General features: G+C 38.9%; 18 protein-coding genes and 1 other RNA gene. 4 read left to right on the plus strand and 15 right to left on the minus strand.

Annotated elements, in window-relative coordinates; genetic code table 11:
* Nucleotides 1-506: 506 nt before the first annotated feature.
* The 3 genes from RK02_RS07155 to RK02_RS07165 are packed head-to-tail and all read right to left on the minus strand — an operon-like array spanning nt 507 to nt 2,719.
* Complete coding sequence (locus RK02_RS07155) at nt 507-1,259, minus strand: 16S rRNA (uracil(1498)-N(3))-methyltransferase (protein ID WP_016183588.1); 753 nt, start codon at nt 1,257-1,259, stop codon at nt 507-509.
* The gene (gene prmA, locus RK02_RS07160) at nt 1,260-2,210 is read right to left on the minus strand and encodes a 50S ribosomal protein L11 methyltransferase (RefSeq protein WP_016183589.1); all 951 of its coding nucleotides are present in this window, start codon (nt 2,208-2,210) and stop codon (nt 1,260-1,262) included.
* Nucleotides 2,211-2,230: 20 nt separating this feature from the next.
* Complete coding sequence (locus RK02_RS07165; RefSeq protein WP_016183590.1) at nt 2,231-2,719, minus strand: DUF3013 family protein; 489 nt, start codon at nt 2,717-2,719, stop codon at nt 2,231-2,233.
* A 248-nt stretch (nt 2,720-2,967) separates the two neighbouring features.
* Here RK02_RS07165 and RK02_RS07170 point away from each other — a divergent pair, with 248 nt between their 5' ends.
* The 4 genes from RK02_RS07170 to RK02_RS07180 all read left to right on the plus strand — a co-directional run bounded on the left by RK02_RS07170 (nt 2,968) and on the right by RK02_RS07180 (nt 5,485).
* A complete protein-coding gene (locus RK02_RS07170; RefSeq protein WP_143139383.1) occupies nt 2,968-4,230 on the plus strand; it encodes a replication-associated recombination protein A in 1,263 nt (420 codons plus the stop codon).
* Between the two features lie 117 nt (nt 4,231-4,347).
* A non-coding RNA gene (gene ssrS, locus RK02_RS12140) (6S RNA) lies at nt 4,348-4,540 on the plus strand.
* Nucleotides 4,541-4,665: 125 nt separating this feature from the next.
* Nucleotides 4,666-4,944 carry a hypothetical protein gene (locus RK02_RS07175; RefSeq protein ID WP_016183592.1) on the plus strand — a complete coding sequence of 93 codons (279 nt, stop codon included), beginning with the start codon at nt 4,666-4,668 and terminating at the stop codon, nt 4,942-4,944.
* A 67-nt stretch (nt 4,945-5,011) separates the two neighbouring features.
* The gene (locus RK02_RS07180; RefSeq protein WP_016183593.1) at nt 5,012-5,485 is read left to right on the plus strand and encodes a universal stress protein; all 474 of its coding nucleotides are present in this window, start codon (nt 5,012-5,014) and stop codon (nt 5,483-5,485) included.
* A 115-nt stretch (nt 5,486-5,600) separates the two neighbouring features.
* On the opposite strand, the gene RK02_RS07185 is transcribed toward RK02_RS07180, so the two are convergent.
* From RK02_RS07185 to RK02_RS07240, 12 genes are all read right to left on the minus strand, one after another.
* Nucleotides 5,601-5,792: a hypothetical protein gene (locus RK02_RS07185; protein WP_016183594.1), complete on the minus strand. Its 192-nt coding sequence runs from the start codon at nt 5,790-5,792 to the stop codon at nt 5,601-5,603.
* A 158-nt stretch (nt 5,793-5,950) separates the two neighbouring features.
* Nucleotides 5,951-6,175 carry a DUF2922 domain-containing protein gene (locus RK02_RS07190; RefSeq protein WP_016183595.1) on the minus strand — a complete coding sequence of 75 codons (225 nt, stop codon included), beginning with the start codon at nt 6,173-6,175 and terminating at the stop codon, nt 5,951-5,953.
* 17 nt (nt 6,176-6,192) lie between these two features.
* Nucleotides 6,193-6,405 carry a hypothetical protein gene (locus tag RK02_RS07195; protein ID WP_016183596.1) on the minus strand — a complete coding sequence of 71 codons (213 nt, stop codon included), beginning with the start codon at nt 6,403-6,405 and terminating at the stop codon, nt 6,193-6,195.
* 231 nt (nt 6,406-6,636) lie between these two features.
* Nucleotides 6,637-7,014 (minus strand): type II toxin-antitoxin system PemK/MazF family toxin, encoded by a 378-nt coding sequence (locus RK02_RS07200; RefSeq protein ID WP_016183597.1) that lies wholly within the window; start codon nt 7,012-7,014, stop codon nt 6,637-6,639.
* Nucleotides 7,015-7,028: 14 nt separating this feature from the next.
* The gene (gene alr / locus RK02_RS07205) at nt 7,029-8,159 is read right to left on the minus strand and encodes an alanine racemase (RefSeq protein ID WP_016183598.1); all 1,131 of its coding nucleotides are present in this window, start codon (nt 8,157-8,159) and stop codon (nt 7,029-7,031) included.
* Between the two features lie 15 nt (nt 8,160-8,174).
* Nucleotides 8,175-8,528 carry a holo-ACP synthase gene (gene acpS / locus RK02_RS07210; RefSeq protein ID WP_016183599.1) on the minus strand — a complete coding sequence of 118 codons (354 nt, stop codon included), beginning with the start codon at nt 8,526-8,528 and terminating at the stop codon, nt 8,175-8,177.
* 205 nt (nt 8,529-8,733) lie between these two features.
* Entirely contained in the window at nt 8,734-10,251 is a 1,518-nt protein-coding gene (gene cshA, locus RK02_RS07215; RefSeq protein WP_016183600.1) for a degradosome RNA helicase CshA, read from the minus strand.
* Between the two features lie 415 nt (nt 10,252-10,666).
* Nucleotides 10,667-11,614 (minus strand): L-lactate dehydrogenase, encoded by a 948-nt coding sequence (locus tag RK02_RS07220; protein ID WP_016183601.1) that lies wholly within the window; start codon nt 11,612-11,614, stop codon nt 10,667-10,669.
* Nucleotides 11,615-11,749: 135 nt separating this feature from the next.
* On the minus strand, nt 11,750-12,505 hold the full coding sequence (locus tag RK02_RS07225) for an SDR family oxidoreductase (RefSeq protein WP_071856410.1): 756 nt from the start codon (nt 12,503-12,505) through the stop codon (nt 11,750-11,752).
* 145 nt (nt 12,506-12,650) lie between these two features.
* The gene (locus RK02_RS07230) at nt 12,651-14,009 is read right to left on the minus strand and encodes a UDP-N-acetylmuramoyl-tripeptide--D-alanyl-D-alanine ligase (RefSeq protein ID WP_016183603.1); all 1,359 of its coding nucleotides are present in this window, start codon (nt 14,007-14,009) and stop codon (nt 12,651-12,653) included.
* A gap of 229 nt (nt 14,010-14,238) precedes the next feature.
* Nucleotides 14,239-15,309 (minus strand): D-alanine--D-alanine ligase, encoded by a 1,071-nt coding sequence (locus RK02_RS07235; protein ID WP_016183604.1) that lies wholly within the window; start codon nt 15,307-15,309, stop codon nt 14,239-14,241.
* Between the two features lie 162 nt (nt 15,310-15,471).
* Nucleotides 15,472-15,945: a YaiI/YqxD family protein gene (locus tag RK02_RS07240; protein WP_016183605.1), complete on the minus strand. Its 474-nt coding sequence runs from the start codon at nt 15,943-15,945 to the stop codon at nt 15,472-15,474.
* Between the last annotated feature and the right edge of the window lie 115 nt (nt 15,946-16,060).

The following is a 16,060-nucleotide window of genomic DNA, read 5'->3' on the forward strand; positions in this document are numbered from 1 at the left end:
GACGCTTCCATTTGTGATTTTTAAACTGTAAATCATTCATGCTTGGTAAATATAGCTCAGCAAATCTTTTTTTTGTGAAAACGATTGGTTTGCATGCAGCATCAAGTCTGTTTTGCTCATAGCTAACGAGTTTCTATTGTATAAGAAAAAAAGCCAGGAAAACTTCTGACTTAAAAAGCTATTAAAAATATTTTGGCTCTATAATAAATTGGACTGATGAATCAAAATCGATTCTTCAGTCCAATTTATTATAGAGCCGGTTAAGACGGCTACTTTCGCTAATTAATTCAGCTACTGTCTAAATTCTATTCATAGAGGAACTGTCGCAAGCAGTTCCTCTTTTCATTTACATGGTACCACACCTTTGGCTTTGTGTAAAAAATTTTCTAACTTTTAAAGGCTAAGCGGAGAAGGCTAAAAATTAGCGTGTTTGTGGCAATGGAAGGCTAACTCAATCATCCATTACGGCCTGTGATGAACGAACTTATTTACTCTAAGACTTTCCTTTAGCCATTTAGCTCAAAATGATAGCTTGCAGCTGCTAATAGATATAATGGAGCTGTTTCTGTTCGTAAAATCCGTGGACCTAACCCACATAAAACAGCGCCCTTCTCTTCAAATTGGTCTACTTCTTGAGGAGTCAAGCCACCTTCTGGTCCAAAGATGACCAACAAACGTTGATTAGTCGTCAACTGATTAAAGACTTGGGCTAACATCGCCTTTTCACCTTGTTTAGCAGATTCTTCATACGCTACTAAGACCATGTCATAATCAGCTAGCTGTCGCTCAAGACTTACCTTTTGGTCTAAAAGTTGAATGGTTGGTACAACTTGCCGATGAGATTGTTCAGCAGCCTCTTGGGCAATCTTGGTTAAACGTTGGGCTTTTTTGGCTAATTTTTTAGCATCCCACTTCACCACCGAGCTACTCGCCGGAAAACCGATAAATTGATGAGCACCTAGTTCTGTTCCCTTTTGGACAATCCACTCTAATTTATCGCCTTTTGGATAACCGCTAGCAATGGTAATTTCTATTGGCAATTCCTTTTGTTGGCTCTCTTTAGCTACTTCTTTTAGCCATAATGTCTGTGCAGTAATTTCAACAATTTCAGCAATAATGACTTGCTGATTAGTAAAGGCTAAATATACCTCATCGCCTACTTGCATGCGCATGACATGCACCATATGATGATACATTTCTGCAGTGGCTTCAAAGCAGCTTTGATTTTGGTAAGGTTCGTTGAAAAAATAGCGTTGCATTTATTCGTCCTCATCTGCCTTTTTTAAGATAATCGCATACCAGTCTTTTTGGTTAAATAGCTGTTCAACTTCAAAGCCAGCTTTAGCCATCTCAGCTAATACCATCGCTTTTTTCTCCTCGATAATTCCAGATACAATCAAACGGCCATTTGCTTTTAATAAACGGTACGCATCTTCAATCATTAACACGATAATATCAGCTAAAATATTTGCCACAATCACATCGGCTGGTTGGTTGATGCCCTTAAGTAAATCATTGGCAGCAACTACTACATCTTTTGCCACGGGATTTAAATCCATATTTTCTTTTGCCGCGCGAACAGCCACCTCATCCAAATCATACGCATACACCTCATTGGCTCCTAGGTATTTACTAGCAATACTTAATACCCCTGAACCAGTGCCAACATCAAGCACGGTTTCCCCACCTTGTAAAACAACCTCTAAAGCTTGCAAGGTTAAGCGTGTCGTTGGATGCGTACCTGTCCCAAAAGCCATTCCAGGATCTAGCGTGATGATTTTTTCTTCCGGATGCTTAGGTGTATATTCTTGCCAGCTAGGCACAATGGTTAAAAAGCGTGAAATATTGACTGGATGATAATATTTCTTCCAAGCAGTTGCCCAGTTTTCTTCAGAGACCTGCGCAATCGTCACCTGATTGGCCCCAATAGCTAAGCCAAATTCAGGCAATTGACTAATTCTAGCCTTGATTTGTGGCAAAATTTCTGGTAAAAAAATCGTTTCTGGATAATAAGCCGTAACCTCAGCGCCTTCTTCAATCGTTTGATAATTTTCTTTATCTAGTAATTCACCGTAAGCATCAGATTTGAAGTTCTCTACGTCTAAGACATCTTCAATCATCACGCCACTAGCGCCTAATTCCATTAAAATATTCGATACCGCCTCAACTGCTTCGCTTGCTGTTGCGACCTTCACTTCATTCCATTGCATGATTTCACTTCCCTTTTTTCTTAATAGCTTGGATAGCTCACATAGTCCTGACCTAATTTTTCTTGATAGGCCGCCAGCTTTTTAGCATAAATTTCCTCATCAAATCGTAAGGCAAAAACCTCTTGTGTCGAATCCTCTGCTAAAAAATCCAGTAAATCTGCTTGCCCTTGATCTAAAATCTCTTGCAAATAGTCCACTAAAGCAGCAAGCTCGGCTTTTTGCATGCCTTTTTTACTAGTAAATGGCAAGGTTTTCAAGTAATATTCTTCCTCAAATTGAGATTTTTGCGCATTGTATAATAAAATGCCATCTTCATATTCAATCATTTCTTCAGCAGATTGGTTGCCTTCTACATCATCAAGTGCTAAATGCTGCTTATTTTCCGCAAACAAGCGAACCACAATTTCAATGGTATGATTCCGACTATCAAAATCAAGCGCCACATCATAATCCGTAATCTTTTGATCAATTAATTGATCTAAATAAGTTAACATCGTTTCTTTTGCCATCATTTTCCCTCATTTTCATCATTCTCTATCCAATATACACAATTATCCTCGGAATTGCTATGGTTACCTACTGAATCATGCCGGAAAAGAAGGATGCTCGCTTATCAACTAAACATTCAGCGAAGTTTAAACACGGACCTCGGCTTTTGCAATCGAGATTTTCCCTTTTTTCAGCAAAATCTGCTATACTAGCTATACGATTGAACTTAACGAATGGGGGTGCTTTTTTGCAACCATTAGCCTATCGCATGCGACCAACTAAACTAGAAGAAGTAGTCGGTCAAAAACATCTGGTCGCACCTGGACAAATTATTCATCGCATGGTTGAAGCGAAAATGTTGTCCTCGATGATTTTATATGGTCCACCAGGGATTGGTAAAACCAGTATTGCGTCAGCGATTGCTGGGAGTACTCGCTATGCCTTTCGCATGTTAAATGCTGCGACCGATACCAAAAAAGATTTACAAATCGTCGCCGAAGAAGCCAAAATGAGTGGCACCGTGATCTTGCTTTTAGATGAAATTCATCGCTTAGATAAAACCAAGCAGGATTTTTTGTTACCTCATTTAGAAAATGGCCGCATCATTATGATTGGTGCAACGACTGAAAATCCTTATATTTCAATTAATCCGGCGATTCGCAGTCGAACCCAGATTTTCGAACTAAAACCTTTAGCACAAACCGATATTCTTGAGGCCATTGAGCGCGCCTTAGCCGATAGCGAAAAAGGGCTGGGAAATTATCCTGTCCAGCTTGATGAAGCTGCTAAAATTCATCTAGCACGTTCAACGAACGGTGATTTACGCAGTGTGTTAAATGGTTTAGAACTCGCTGTTAAATCCACTCCTATCGATGAACAAACAGGAAAAATTGAATTAAGCATTGACATTATCGAATCTTGTATCCAAAAAAAGGCTTTGACCCACGATAAAGATGGTGATGCCCATTATGATGTGATTTCTGCCTTACAAAAATCCATTCGGGGAAGTGATGTCGATGCCGCTTTACATTATCTTGCACGATTAATCGAGGCGGGTGATTTACCGATTATTTGTCGACGATTAATGGTCATTGGCTATGAAGATGTGGGTTTAGCCAATCCCCAAGCCGCAGCACGAACAGTTAGCGCCATTCAAGCGGCTGAAAAATTAGGATTTCCGGAAGCTAGAATTCCTTTAGCTAATGCTGTTATTGATCTATGTCTATCCCCTAAGTCTAATTCAGCTATTAGCGCTATTGATGCAGCTTTAGCTGATGTGAGAGCCGGCAAATCCGGTGAAGTTCCTGATCATTTACGGGATAGTCACTATCAAGGGGCGAAAAAATTAAATCGTGGCGTAGATTATCTATATCCGCATGCTTATCCTAATGCCTGGGTAGATCAACAATATTTACCTGATAAGTTAAAAAATCAACATTACTATCAACCAAAAGTAACTGGTAAATATGAACATGCGCTAGCCACGCGCTATCAGCAAATCCAAGAATGGAAAAAACAAAAAAAGAGATAGCCTAAGCCTTTCTAGAGCTAGCATCAACTATTCAGATAAGCACGGTTTGTGTAAACGTTACCTTTTTTGTTTCAAGATAGTTGCACTAATGGAAATTCTATGCTAGTATGAGTTATGGGAAGTCTGTGATGTGCGCATTCTCCCTTTAGTGTGTTGACCGAACATTGTTATTGATATTTTGGGATCCGTCCGGTTTCTTAGCTGGTAACAAGCCTTTTCCTTTGGTAGTTCAAAGCTATGAACGTGGAGCCCACCTGCTAGTTTGCGGGATCAATACCTCGGGATAATAAACGGCATCAACGGATGAACCTAGATAACCATATAGGTTACGGTCAGGTGATTTTCACCTGGCCTTTTCTTTTTAGCAACTTTCCATTTTCTCGACTCTTTTGTATAATGAGCTTATGAATACAAACGTGAAAGGTCTTAATAACAATGATTCAGATTTTATTATTTATCTTAGCAGCTTTACTGCTGGTTATCGGTTATTCTTTAGTTAAAAAGACAGCTATTTTTTTAGCTTTTTTAAAAGAAAAGGAAGGCTTAGATGCTGTATTAATTGATTATGGAAAATTCTATATTGTTGGTGGTATTTTAGGAATTGCTTGTGCTATCTTCAATGATCGCTTTTTTAATATTTGTTTTATAATTGCTGTTTTTATTTTAAGCGGCATCTTTTCATTTTACTTATCAAAAAATATCAAAATGTCATAGAAAACCTTTGGCATTTTAGCATTTTTGTTTTAAAATAAGAGTATAGATAACAGAGAGGATGATTCTTATGTTGCAAGAGTATAAAAAAATTATGGTTGCTGTCGATGGTTCAAAAGAAGCGGAGCTCGCCTTTAAAAAGGCAGTAAACGTTGCACGTCGGAATGATTCTGAATTGTTATTAGCTCATGTCATTGATACACGTGCTTTTCAAACCATCTCTTCTTTAGACGGCTTAATGATGGAACAAGCAAGTGAAATGGCCAAACAAACTTTAGCCGATTATCAAAAAATGGCGAACGATTCAGGCGTTTCAAAAGTTAAAGCGATTATTGAATATGGTTCACCAAAATCGGTCATTGCTAAAGAATTACCAGATACTGAAAAAGTTGATTTAATTATGCTAGGTGCGACTGGATTAAATGCGGTTGAACGTTTATTTATCGGTTCAGTTTCAGAATATGTCATTCGTCATGCGGTTTGCGATGTATTAGTCGTACGTACCGATTTGGACAACAAAGTACCTACTGATGAAGAAGAATAAGTAACTAAAAAAGCCTTGGCTCCTAAGAAGAGTCAAGGCTTTTTTGATTGACCTTTTTGGTATAAGTAGCGAACTTTTTACCAAATAAGGTCAAGCGAGTGTTTGTTTGCCGGAATTATTTTTGACTAGCTTTCACCAATTGAGTTGCTTGCTTTAAGAGACTTTCTAGTGCAAGATTTTGCGATTGCAGCGCTTGTTTTTGCGCGGCATCGCCTTGAAAAATATTGGTCACCGTATGATGAATCGTGGTTTCCTTTCCGGCAATATTTACCTTAGCAGCAAATGAATGATCTTTTAATTTTCTCATCACAAAACACTCCTTTTATATTTTTAGTAAAACCGGCTTTACACCTATAGAAACGAAAAAAAGCTTCCTTTTGTCAAAAAAATCCTCAAATTTTTTACCTGCCGTGGATAGTCCAGCAAGCGCAAAATTTGAGGAATTCTTTTTAATTTGAGATTTTTTTAGTCAGCTATACTAAATAGCGGTGTTTCAATTGTTTCAACGTATTTCGCTCCATTTACTTTTTGATAAAGCGCCACATTCTTTTTATCGAACAACTGTAAGCCCGCCATCTTTTCCATGGCTTGTTGGACAGTTGCTGCATCTAAATTTTCATCTACATATTTTGGGGTAATTGTTGTTTTTGTACCGTCTGCATTAACAAAGCTTAATTTTAATTTTTTCATGAGATTATCCTCCTATTTTATGCATTCGCAATTAATTCAGATTGTTTTGTTTCAATGACACTAACCAAAGCATGACCTTTAGGCGCTAAGGAAACCAAGGCTTGTGCAAATTGCTGCGCTTGGGCTACATCTACCTCATCTACTGCATTGTTTAAGGTATAGCTAATGGGTTTTTCAGGATTGTCACTTTCGATTAAAAAACTAATTTGATTGCTGATAAATTTTTTCATGATTCATTTTCCTTTCGTGTTGGTTTAATTGGTGTAATTCGTACGTCTTACATCTATAGAAACGAAAGGAGCGATAGAAATGTCAAAAAAAGAAAGAAAAAAAGAGAAGGTCTTTTTCAACCCTCTCTTGTTGTGAAATGTTCGTTGCAACCCTCAGCTGCTTTAAGCTTGAACAATTTAAGCGTAAGGCGCAACCGTTTAGTTTTTTGATATAAGTACCTAGCCATATACTTAATTATCCTTTGAGCAACGACAGGTGGAGTTACATGGCTCCATCCCTAAACTGATCTTTAAAGCATGATCGACAAATGACATGGTAGTTGCATCTAAAGAACAAATTTTTTCTTTTAGGCGACTTTTATCGATGGTACGAATTTGCTCAGCTAAAACAACAGAATCCTTATCCAAAGCCGTCGATTCCGAGGTAATTTCAACATGTGTTGGTAATTTACACTTGGTCATTTTAGCAGTAATAGCTGCTACGATAACGGTTGGACTGTGGTAATTGCCTAAGTCATTTTGAATAATGACTACCGGTCGAATTCCACCTTGTTCAGATCCAATCACTGGCGATAAATCCGCAAAAAAAATGTCTCCTCTTTTAATCATTTACTTCTTTCCTTTTAACTTTCTTCCACATAAACGCGCGGAACACGTGCAGAAATTAGGCAAGCAATCTCATAGTGAATCGTATCCACATAATTCGCTAAATCTTGCAGGCTATTTTCTTTATCCTTACTTTTCCCAATAATAACCACTTCTGTTCCTAATGGCAATTCCTTAGGTAGACGAATCATTAATTGATCCATACATACACGACCGACAATTTCACATTCGTAGCCATCCACTAGCAACGAAAATCCTTGAAATTTGCGAATAAAACCATCAGCATAACCGATTGGGACAGTGCCAATCCATTCACTTGCTTTGGTTTCATAGGTTTTACCATAGCCAATTCCTTCGCCTTTTTCAACTAATTTGACCTGAGTTAAAGCAGAAACTAAAGATAAGGCTGGTTTGAGCGCAACTGGCAGCTGCAAGGCTTCACCAGAAGGATTTAAACCATACATTGAAATCCCCATCCGAATCACGTTACCAATAGGCTTTTGCCATAACAAGGTTGCACTATTGCTGACATGCACATATTTGGGCTGCCTTGGTAGGCTTGCCAAAACAGATTCAAAGCGACTAAATTGTTGTTGCCAATAGCTTCTATCAGCCTCATCAGCGGTTGCAAAGTGGGTAAATATCCCTTCCCAGACTAAATTAGCCTGCTGCTCAATGAGGCTAATGGCTGTTTGCAAGCTCTGATTTTCTCTAAAACCAATGCGTCCCATTCCACTATCAATTGCTAGATGAAGTAGTAAATGATTATCTTTGGATAGGGACAATTGCTCAGCTTGCGCGATTAAATCCTCCAGATACGCTAAGCTCGTCACTGGTAAGCTTAATTGATACTTACTAGCCCATTTTAAGCCACTTAAATCAATCGGTCCTAAAATAAAAATAGGTTCCGTAAAGCCTGCTGTTCTCAGTTCAATTCCTTCATCTAGGGTGGCGACACAAAAGCCTGTTGCCCCCGCTTCCTTAGCAGCCTTAGCCACTGCCAATACGCCATGACCATAGCCATTTGCTTTTACCACGGCAAAGATTGTTTGATTTTCAGCTAAATATGGTTGTTGGGCACGAATATTTTCTTTAATTGCAGCTAAATCTACAACTACTCGTGTTGGTCGATGAAATGATACGACCATCCGAACCCCTTCTTTCTAAATTTCTAATATAATTTGTGCAAAAGCAGTCGTATCAGTGTGGGTAATGCTAACAAAAGCCTGACCTTCTGTAAACGGCGACATAGTTACAATGGGCGCCCCTTTTTCATTATTTAAGACTTCAATCTCTTGAAAGGTGACTGCACCAATTCCTGTACCATAGGCTTTAGAGAAGGCTTCTTTACAGGCAAAGCGGCCACCTAGATACTCTACTTGGCGATGCTTTGATAAACTTTGAAAAACAGCGAATTCCTTTGGGGTCAACACTCGTTTCACAAATTGGGGCTTTTCTTCAATGATTTTTTTTATGCGCGATAATTCTACCGCATCAATACCTATTCCTTTAATCATCACACTTAACTCTCTTCTGTTACAAACTATCTTCATTCTACCAAAAAGCGTGAAAAAGTACATAAAAAAACAACTTTTTACTATTATCTTAAAAAATTTTAACTATCAAGCGTAACTTGTCTATACAAAAAAAGGCTAAAATAAAAGATTTCTCCTTTATTTTAGCCTAAGCTTAGTCAATCAATCATCTTTTGAATAACTGAAATTAGTGGTTGCTACGAATGACAAAGCCACGTTTCTTTTCGTTAGCCCCTTTGTTTGACTTACGATTGTCTTTGCGTCCTTCTTTATTATAGCCACCTTTTTTATTGCGTGAGTAACCACCTTCACGATTATCACGACGATTACGGCTATTGCCTCCACGTCGATTACCGCCTTTATTGAAACCGCCTTTTTTGCTTGGTGGTAATGGGCGTTCAGGCGTAATTTTTACTGGAACCGCATCAGCAGGATCTTTGGCAATCGTCTTTAATAATAAAGCGGCTAAATCTTGTGCACTATATTGCTCTAATAATTCATCCGCTGCTTGTAAATAACGATCCAAGCCATTTTCATCCATCTTCGTTTCGATTTCTTCCATTGCTTGACCGAGTTGACCTTTAAAGGCTTCTTTTTCGGTTGGCGGACGTAATGGTGTCATGCGTTTTTTGGTTAGGTTCTCAATAACGTGCAAATAACTCATTTCATTTGGTGTCACAAAGGTAACAGATACGCCACCTTTACCGGCACGACCTGTTCGACCGATACGGTGCACATAGCTTTCAGGATCTTGCGGAATGTCGTAATTATAGACGTGTGTCACCCCTGAAATATCCAATCCACGAGCAGCGACATCGGTAGCCACTAAGATATCCAAATCACCTTTTTTAAAGGCACGTAAGACACTCATCCGTTTTTGCTGAGATAAATCACCATGAATGCCTTCTGCTTTATAGCCACGCGCTTCTAGGCCACGTGCTAATTCATCCACACGACGTTTTGTTCGACCAAAAACAATGGTTAGTTCTGGTGTTTGAACATCTAATAAACGCGTCATAATATCGAATTTTTCATATTCTTTGGCCCGGACAAAGAATTGTTCGATTAAATCAGCTGTCATTTCTTTGGTTTTGATGCGAACGTGTTCTGGGTTTTGCATAAATTGTACGCCAATACGTTTAATTTCAGCTGGCATTGTAGCTGAAAATAGTAAGGTTTGACGTGTTGCTGGTACTTTTTCGATAATGGCTTCGATATCCTCTAAAAAGCCCATGTTAAGCATTTCATCCGCTTCATCTAGCACCAAGGTTTCCACCGTTGAAAGCTTCAAGGTGTGACGGTTAATATGGTCTAGCATCCGACCAGGTGTCCCTACCACAATATGTGGACGATCCTTTAATTGACGAATTTGACGGTTAATATCCGCACCGCCATAGACCGCTTGGACTCTAATTTTTTTATCGCGACCTAAGCGATATAATTCCTCTTGTGTTTGAATCGCTAGTTCACGAGTAGGGGCGATGACCAATCCTTGTAAGACATGGTTTTTAGGATCAATCTTTTCTAGCATTGGTAGGCCAAAAGCCGCCGTTTTACCAGTACCCGTTTGGGCCTGACCGATAACATCTCTGCCAGTTAAGGCTAACGGAATAGTTGCCTCTTGAATCGGAGTGGCCTCTTCAAAACCACTGCGTTCGATTGAAGATAATAATTCTTCAGATAGGTTTAAATCTTTAAAGTTCAAATGAATCCTCCTAAATATGAGTAAAAATCTTTTTGCTCATGATGAATGAAATTATAATTTAGCTACGCGCTATTTCATCCATGACGTTTAGGCGATAAAACGATTGACAAGTCTAGGTTACATTGCCAAATATGCAATCTGCATCCAATCTGAATGCATGTAAAAGGGCTAGGACAAAACATACATTTTATCTCAGCCCGTAAATGTAGATTTATTTGTGAGATGCTTAATCCTTCAGCTAAAAATTAAGCGAATAGATTCTCTGCCAATTGTTTCATTGCTTATATTTCAATTACAAGCATAGCATAACTTGAAATTTTCAGCAAGTTTTCAAGCTTAATGATGCATAATCTTAGCAAATTCTCACTTAACGCCTGCTCACATAGCATCAATCCATATAAGCAATTCCTTACATTTAGGATTTCACGCTAGCTAGGACTTGTCGTAATTGATCCACTGATGCTTGAAATTGTAGCTTTTCTTTTGGATCAATCCTAAGCTCAATGATTTCACGCACACCATTTTGGTTAACAATAGCCGGTACGCCTGTAAAGATATCCCTTTGATTATACTCGCCGTCTAAGTACGCTGATACTGGCAAAATCGCTTGTTCATTATTTAAAATCGCTTTAACAATTCTAGCTGTACTTAAACCAATCCCATAATAGGTTGCCTGTTTGCGATCGATGATTTCATAAGCCGCATTTTTGACTTTTTCCGCAATCTCATCTAAATCATCAACCGTTAAATATTGGTTATTGACGACTAATTCTAAAATGGGTTTGGCGCCAACTGTTGTATGAGACCAGACAGCCACCTCAGAATCCCCATGCTCGCCGATAATGTAGCCATGAACACTTCTAGGATCGATATTTAATTTTAAGGCAAGCTCTTTTCTAAAGCGCGTGGTATCTAGGGTAGTACCCGTACCAATTACTCGACTATAAGGTAGATTTGAGGTCTGCCAAGCCACATAGGTCAAAACATCAACCGGATTGGCCGCAATGACTAGACAACCATCAAAGCCAGTTGCCATGACCGATTGAACGATTTCACGCATAATTTTCGCATTGATATCGACTAATTCTAAACGTGTTTGGCCAGGCTTTTGATTAGCACCAGCTGTAATCACAACAACATCCGCTTCTTTACAATCAGCGTAAGTGCCTGACCAAATTTTTACGTTTTCTCTTGCCCAAGCAATCCCATCAAGTAAGTCTAAGGCTTCTCCTTGTGCTTTATCCTGATTGACATCAATCAGAACTAATTCATTCGTAATTCCTTGATTGACCATAGCATAAGCGATACTTGTCCCGACAAATCCAGTACCGACAACAACAACTCTGCGACTAGTGTTTCTCATTTTAATATGCCTTCTTTCGTTTGTTTATCAGCATTCATTCATCACAGATTTATTGTAGCATAGCATTTTTTATTTTACCTTTTAGATCCCTTATAACAACTATTTTGTTTTTTTATGTAAACAGATTACAGATACTTAATTTTGATTATAACGCCAGCCAAATTCATCATGATAGATCATTTGTTTACTCATGCCGCCATCAATGACTATTTCTTGTCCGGTGATAAAGCCTGATTTTTGACTATCTAATAAAAAGTCAACTAGCTGATAAATATCATCAGGTTCTCCTACTCGGCCAACTAATTGTTGTGCGTGATCAGTATCACTTAAAGCAACTTCTTTTTTAGGAAATTGGAAAGGAGCCGTTTCAATCCAGCCTGGGCTGATTGCATTCACTCTAGCTTTCGTGCGCAAGCTATTCGCTAGGGCATGCGTTAAGGATAAAATAGCCCCTTTAGAGCTCACATAGGTTTCGTTATTCGGCATACTTTGATGATTTCTGGTTGAAGAGAATAAAATAATCGACATCTCTGAATGAAAAATACTTTGTAGATGCAATACCAAATAATAAGCTGCGCCAACATTTACCTGTAGCGTTTGCATAAAATCTTGGTAACTTGCTTGATTGAGTAAGCCCCCACGATCAATTGCGGCATCATGAATCAGCCCATCAATAAAATGCGCCTCTTGTTTAATCCAGGCAACAAAGCTCGCCAAATTCTCCTCCTTAGCTAAATCACCGACAAAATAATGAAATTGTGCCTTAGGTAATTGCTTAGATAAATCCTTTAAAGCCACTTCATCACAATCGATCGCAAAAATTTCCATGCTCTTTCCTAGCTTTAAGGCTAAGGCTCGACCAATCCCTTTGGCCGCTCCAGTTAAGACTATTTTTTTTCAATTGAAAAACCTCCTTATGATGATTTATTTACTCTATTGTAACGAAAAAAGGCTAGCATCGCTTGCATTTTGACTGATAAACCGTCAAAAGCAGGCAATGCTAGACCTTTTTCTTTAACTATTTTCTTCTAAGCAATTACTGATTAGCCTCAACTAAAGCTTGCACAACAGCTTGCAAGCCCATCCCATTGCTACCTTTTAAAAGTAGACTATCCGTTGGGGTTAATTCAGCAGATAAGCAAGCGATTAACTGATCCTTTTCATCTACTTTAAAGTAAGCATAAGGAATGTTTTGACTCGCTAAGGCTTCTTTTAAGGCTAGCATTTGGCTACCATATAAGTAGACTTTGTCATAGTGTTGCTGAATGTGCTCGGCCATCTTCGCATGCATCGCTAAGCTATCTGGCCCTAATTCTAGCATATCCGCTAAGCAAGCCAAGCGTCTGCCAGGTAAATTCAAACGAGCAAAACTATCCAAAACTAAGCCCATCGCTGTTGGATTCGCATTGTAAACATCACTTAACAGAGCCGCTCCATTACTAGCCGTTAACCATTGTGTCCGATTTTTTGTTAATTCAACTTGGGCTAAGCCTTTAGCAATTTGAGCTGAAGTTAAACCAAAGTATTGACCAAAGCCGTAAGCAATCAATGCATTTTTTACATTGTAGCCACCTAAAACCGGAATCGTTAATGCTTGATTAGCTACTTCAAAGGTCGTTTGTTGACTGCTTTCGTCGATGATTTTGGCAGATAAATCCCCCTGCTCTAAACCAAACGTCCGAATCTCCTGACTAAGTGGTTGAACGAGAGGGACTAATAAGGCTTCATCAGCAGGAATCAATAATAGGCCGTCTTGCTTCAAGCCGGTCACAATTTCCAATTTTGCCTTGGCAATATTTTCTCTAGAGCCTAGATTTTCTAAATGCGCCTCACCGATAATGGTAATCGCTGCAGCATCCGGCTGACCAAGCGTGGATAAAAAGGCAATCTCCCCGGCATGATCCATTCCCATTTCCAAAATCAGTATTTCGGTATCCGCCGGCATGTGTAAAATTGTATACGGCAGCCCTAAGTCATTGTTATAATTACCTTGTGTTTTATACGTACGATATTGCTGCGCTAAAACGGCTTCGGTCATATCCTTGGTCGTTGTTTTCCCATTAGAACCGGTAATCGCCACTACTTTGGGCTGAATTTTTTCACGGTAATACACCGCTAATTGTTGAAAAGCCTTGGTCACATCAGCTACTGGCAAAATGGTTACTTGCTCTAGCTTTGGTGCAAGGTCAAGTGGTTGACTCCAAAGCATAGCAATAGCGCCATTTTCAATAGCAGCCTGTGCAAAGGTGTGCCCATCACGTGCTCCTGGTAACGGAATAAATAAAGCATTTTGATTAATTTTTCGGCTATCAAACTCGACTTGTTCGATGGAACGAGAATCGTTTATGTTATCGATAGCTAAGGCATTGGCAATTTCTTGAATCGTTAAATTCATCTTGTATCACCCAAGATTATTTCTACTAAAGTGAGAGAGGGAAATTACTAAAAGACGGTTGCTTTTTCATTTTGCCCTTCACTAAACTTCAATCTTGAGTGCGCTCCTTTCTATATCGTTTTATTGCAATCTAAGTAAATAACCTTTCCTGATGTGCAAATAAGCAAACGCATCTGAAAAAAATAGGCGCCTAATTGCAAGTAATCAATCAGGCAGCCTGTTTTATTGATTATTTAATTTTAGGGGCATCGGTAATTAGCCCTTGGCGTTGTTTAAAGCGATTCAAGCCTAGTTGAATTAATTCTTCAATTAAATCTCCATAAGGCAAGCCCATCGCTTCCCAAAGACATGGATACATACTAAATTGGGTAAAACCAGGCATTGTATTTAATTCATTTAAGAATAGCTCATTTTTATTCGTTAAGAAGAAGTCACAGCGACTCAAACCTGAGCCACCTAACATAGTATAAGCCTTCTTGGCATATTCTTGTGCTTTTTCTTGAACCTCTTGAGGAACTTCAGCTGGAATTTGCATCGTAATTTTATTATCGATGTACTTAGAATTATAATCATAAAAAGCTACATCCTTGACGATTTCACCAGCGACGGTCGTCCGAACATCTTCATTTCCTAAGACGGCCACTTCGATTTCTCTAGCTTCAATTCCTTGTTCGATAATCACTCGTGTATCATATAAAAAGGCTTCTTTCAGCGCATTTTCTAACTCTTCACGGTTTTCCGCTTTGGAAATTCCCACACTTGAACCCATATTCGCCGGTTTTACAAACATTGGATAAAGCAGCGAGCCTTCACACTGTTCAAAAATTTGTTGCGGCTGTTCTTTCCATTGGGTATATAAAACGGGCATGTACGGCACTTGCGGAATGCCGCCTGCTTGTAAGACGTATTTGGTCATAATCTTATCCATGCCACAGGCACTGGCTAAAACACCGGTACCAACATACGGCATTTTTAGCGTTTCTAAAAAGCCTTGAATCGTACCATCTTCACCATTTGGTCCATGTAATAATGGAAAGACAATTGTGCCTTCTTCTTTAATTTCACCTGGATTAATTAGCTGCGCGTTTTTGTTTGCTGATTGCCAATCTAAATGTAACACTGCCTCATCTGCCGGTTTTTCAGTTAGCAGCGGTCCTTTGACCCACTGCCCCTCTTTAGTGATATAAACGAGCTGAACTTCATAGTAATTGTAATAAATAGCATTCAAAACAGAAAATGCAGAAAGAATGGATACTTCATGTTCAGCACTCTGACCACCATATAACAATGTGATTTTCAATCGAATGTCCTCCTAAAAATATAGCGACTAGTTCAAATAAAGCAAAACAAATGACAAGCTGCTTACCTGAATGATTAGCCCTTTTTTTCTCGATTAATATCGATATTTTTATCAAGTCTCGTTCTGTATTCTATCACAAATTCGGCTAATAGCCTACCCTTTTCACACATCTTCCTGTTTTTTAGCGGGTAAGCCTATTAACTGAAAAAAAGTCGTCAATTGCTGACAAAATTTTTGCCGATCTTCTTTAGTAAAAGGACTCGGCCCTTTGGTTTTGTGCCCTGCTTTACGACTTTGCTGTGCCAAATAGCGATTGGAAAGTAAATAATCGATATTTTCCGTAGTATAGCGTAGGCCTGTCTGATGAAAAATCGCTTGGCATTTAACTAAAGCTAAAGAAGCTAGGCCATAATCTTGGGTGATTAAGATATCCGTTGGTTGTAATTGGGCCACAATGACATAATCCGCACGGTCACTGCCTTTATCCACGTATTGAAAGGTGACATTTTCAGGGTAAGCTTTGTCAGTATAATGGGCAATACTGGTAATAATTTTTACCGCTAAGCCATATTTTTCAGCGAGCCTGATTGCTTCTTGTTTGACCGGACAGCCATCCCCATCAATGATGATACGCATTTTTTTCACCACCTATTCAGCTTTTCTCGATATTGAAATAAGCCTACCCAGCAAGCTAGGTAGGCTCGGTACAGTACTATTACTAGCAGAGATTTTCTTTTCCACAATAAAAATC

It is taken from the genome of Enterococcus columbae DSM 7374 = ATCC 51263, assembly GCF_000406925.1.
In the GTDB taxonomy this organism is placed as follows: Bacteria; Bacillota; Bacilli; order Lactobacillales; family Enterococcaceae; genus Enterococcus_E; species Enterococcus_E columbae.

Coding starts and splice junctions, on each gene's coding strand:
- RK02_RS07220 (WP_016183601.1), bottom strand. CDS start 11,614: ATGAGAAACACTAGTCGCAGAGTTGTTGTTGTCGGTACTGGATTTGTC.
- prmA (WP_016183589.1), bottom strand. CDS start 2,210: ATGCAATGGAATGAAGTGAAGGTCGCAACAGCAAGCGAAGCAGTTGAG.
- RK02_RS07240 (WP_016183605.1), bottom strand. CDS start 15,945: ATGCGTATCATCATTGATGGGGATGGCTGTCCGGTCAAACAAGAAGCA.
- RK02_RS07185 (WP_016183594.1), bottom strand. CDS start 5,792: ATGAGAAAATTAAAAGATCATTCATTTGCTGCTAAGGTAAATATTGCC.
- RK02_RS07180 (WP_016183593.1), top strand. CDS start 5,012: ATGTTGCAAGAGTATAAAAAAATTATGGTTGCTGTCGATGGTTCAAAA.
- RK02_RS07175 (WP_016183592.1), top strand. CDS start 4,666: ATGATTCAGATTTTATTATTTATCTTAGCAGCTTTACTGCTGGTTATC.
- RK02_RS07190 (WP_016183595.1), bottom strand. CDS start 6,175: ATGAAAAAATTAAAATTAAGCTTTGTTAATGCAGACGGTACAAAAACA.
- RK02_RS07165 (WP_016183590.1), bottom strand. CDS start 2,719: ATGGCAAAAGAAACGATGTTAACTTATTTAGATCAATTAATTGATCAA.
- RK02_RS07230 (WP_016183603.1), bottom strand. CDS start 14,009: ATGAATTTAACGATTCAAGAAATTGCCAATGCCTTAGCTATCGATAAC.
- RK02_RS07195 (WP_016183596.1), bottom strand. CDS start 6,405: ATGAAAAAATTTATCAGCAATCAAATTAGTTTTTTAATCGAAAGTGAC.
- RK02_RS07155 (WP_016183588.1), bottom strand. CDS start 1,259: ATGCAACGCTATTTTTTCAACGAACCTTACCAAAATCAAAGCTGCTTT.
- RK02_RS07170 (WP_143139383.1), top strand. CDS start 2,968: ATGCGACCAACTAAACTAGAAGAAGTAGTCGGTCAAAAACATCTGGTC.
- RK02_RS07200 (WP_016183597.1), bottom strand. CDS start 7,014: ATGATTAAAAGAGGAGACATTTTTTTTGCGGATTTATCGCCAGTGATT.
- alr (WP_016183598.1), bottom strand. CDS start 8,159: ATGGTCGTATCATTTCATCGACCAACACGAGTAGTTGTAGATTTAGCT.
- acpS (WP_016183599.1), bottom strand. CDS start 8,528: ATGATTAAAGGAATAGGTATTGATGCGGTAGAATTATCGCGCATAAAA.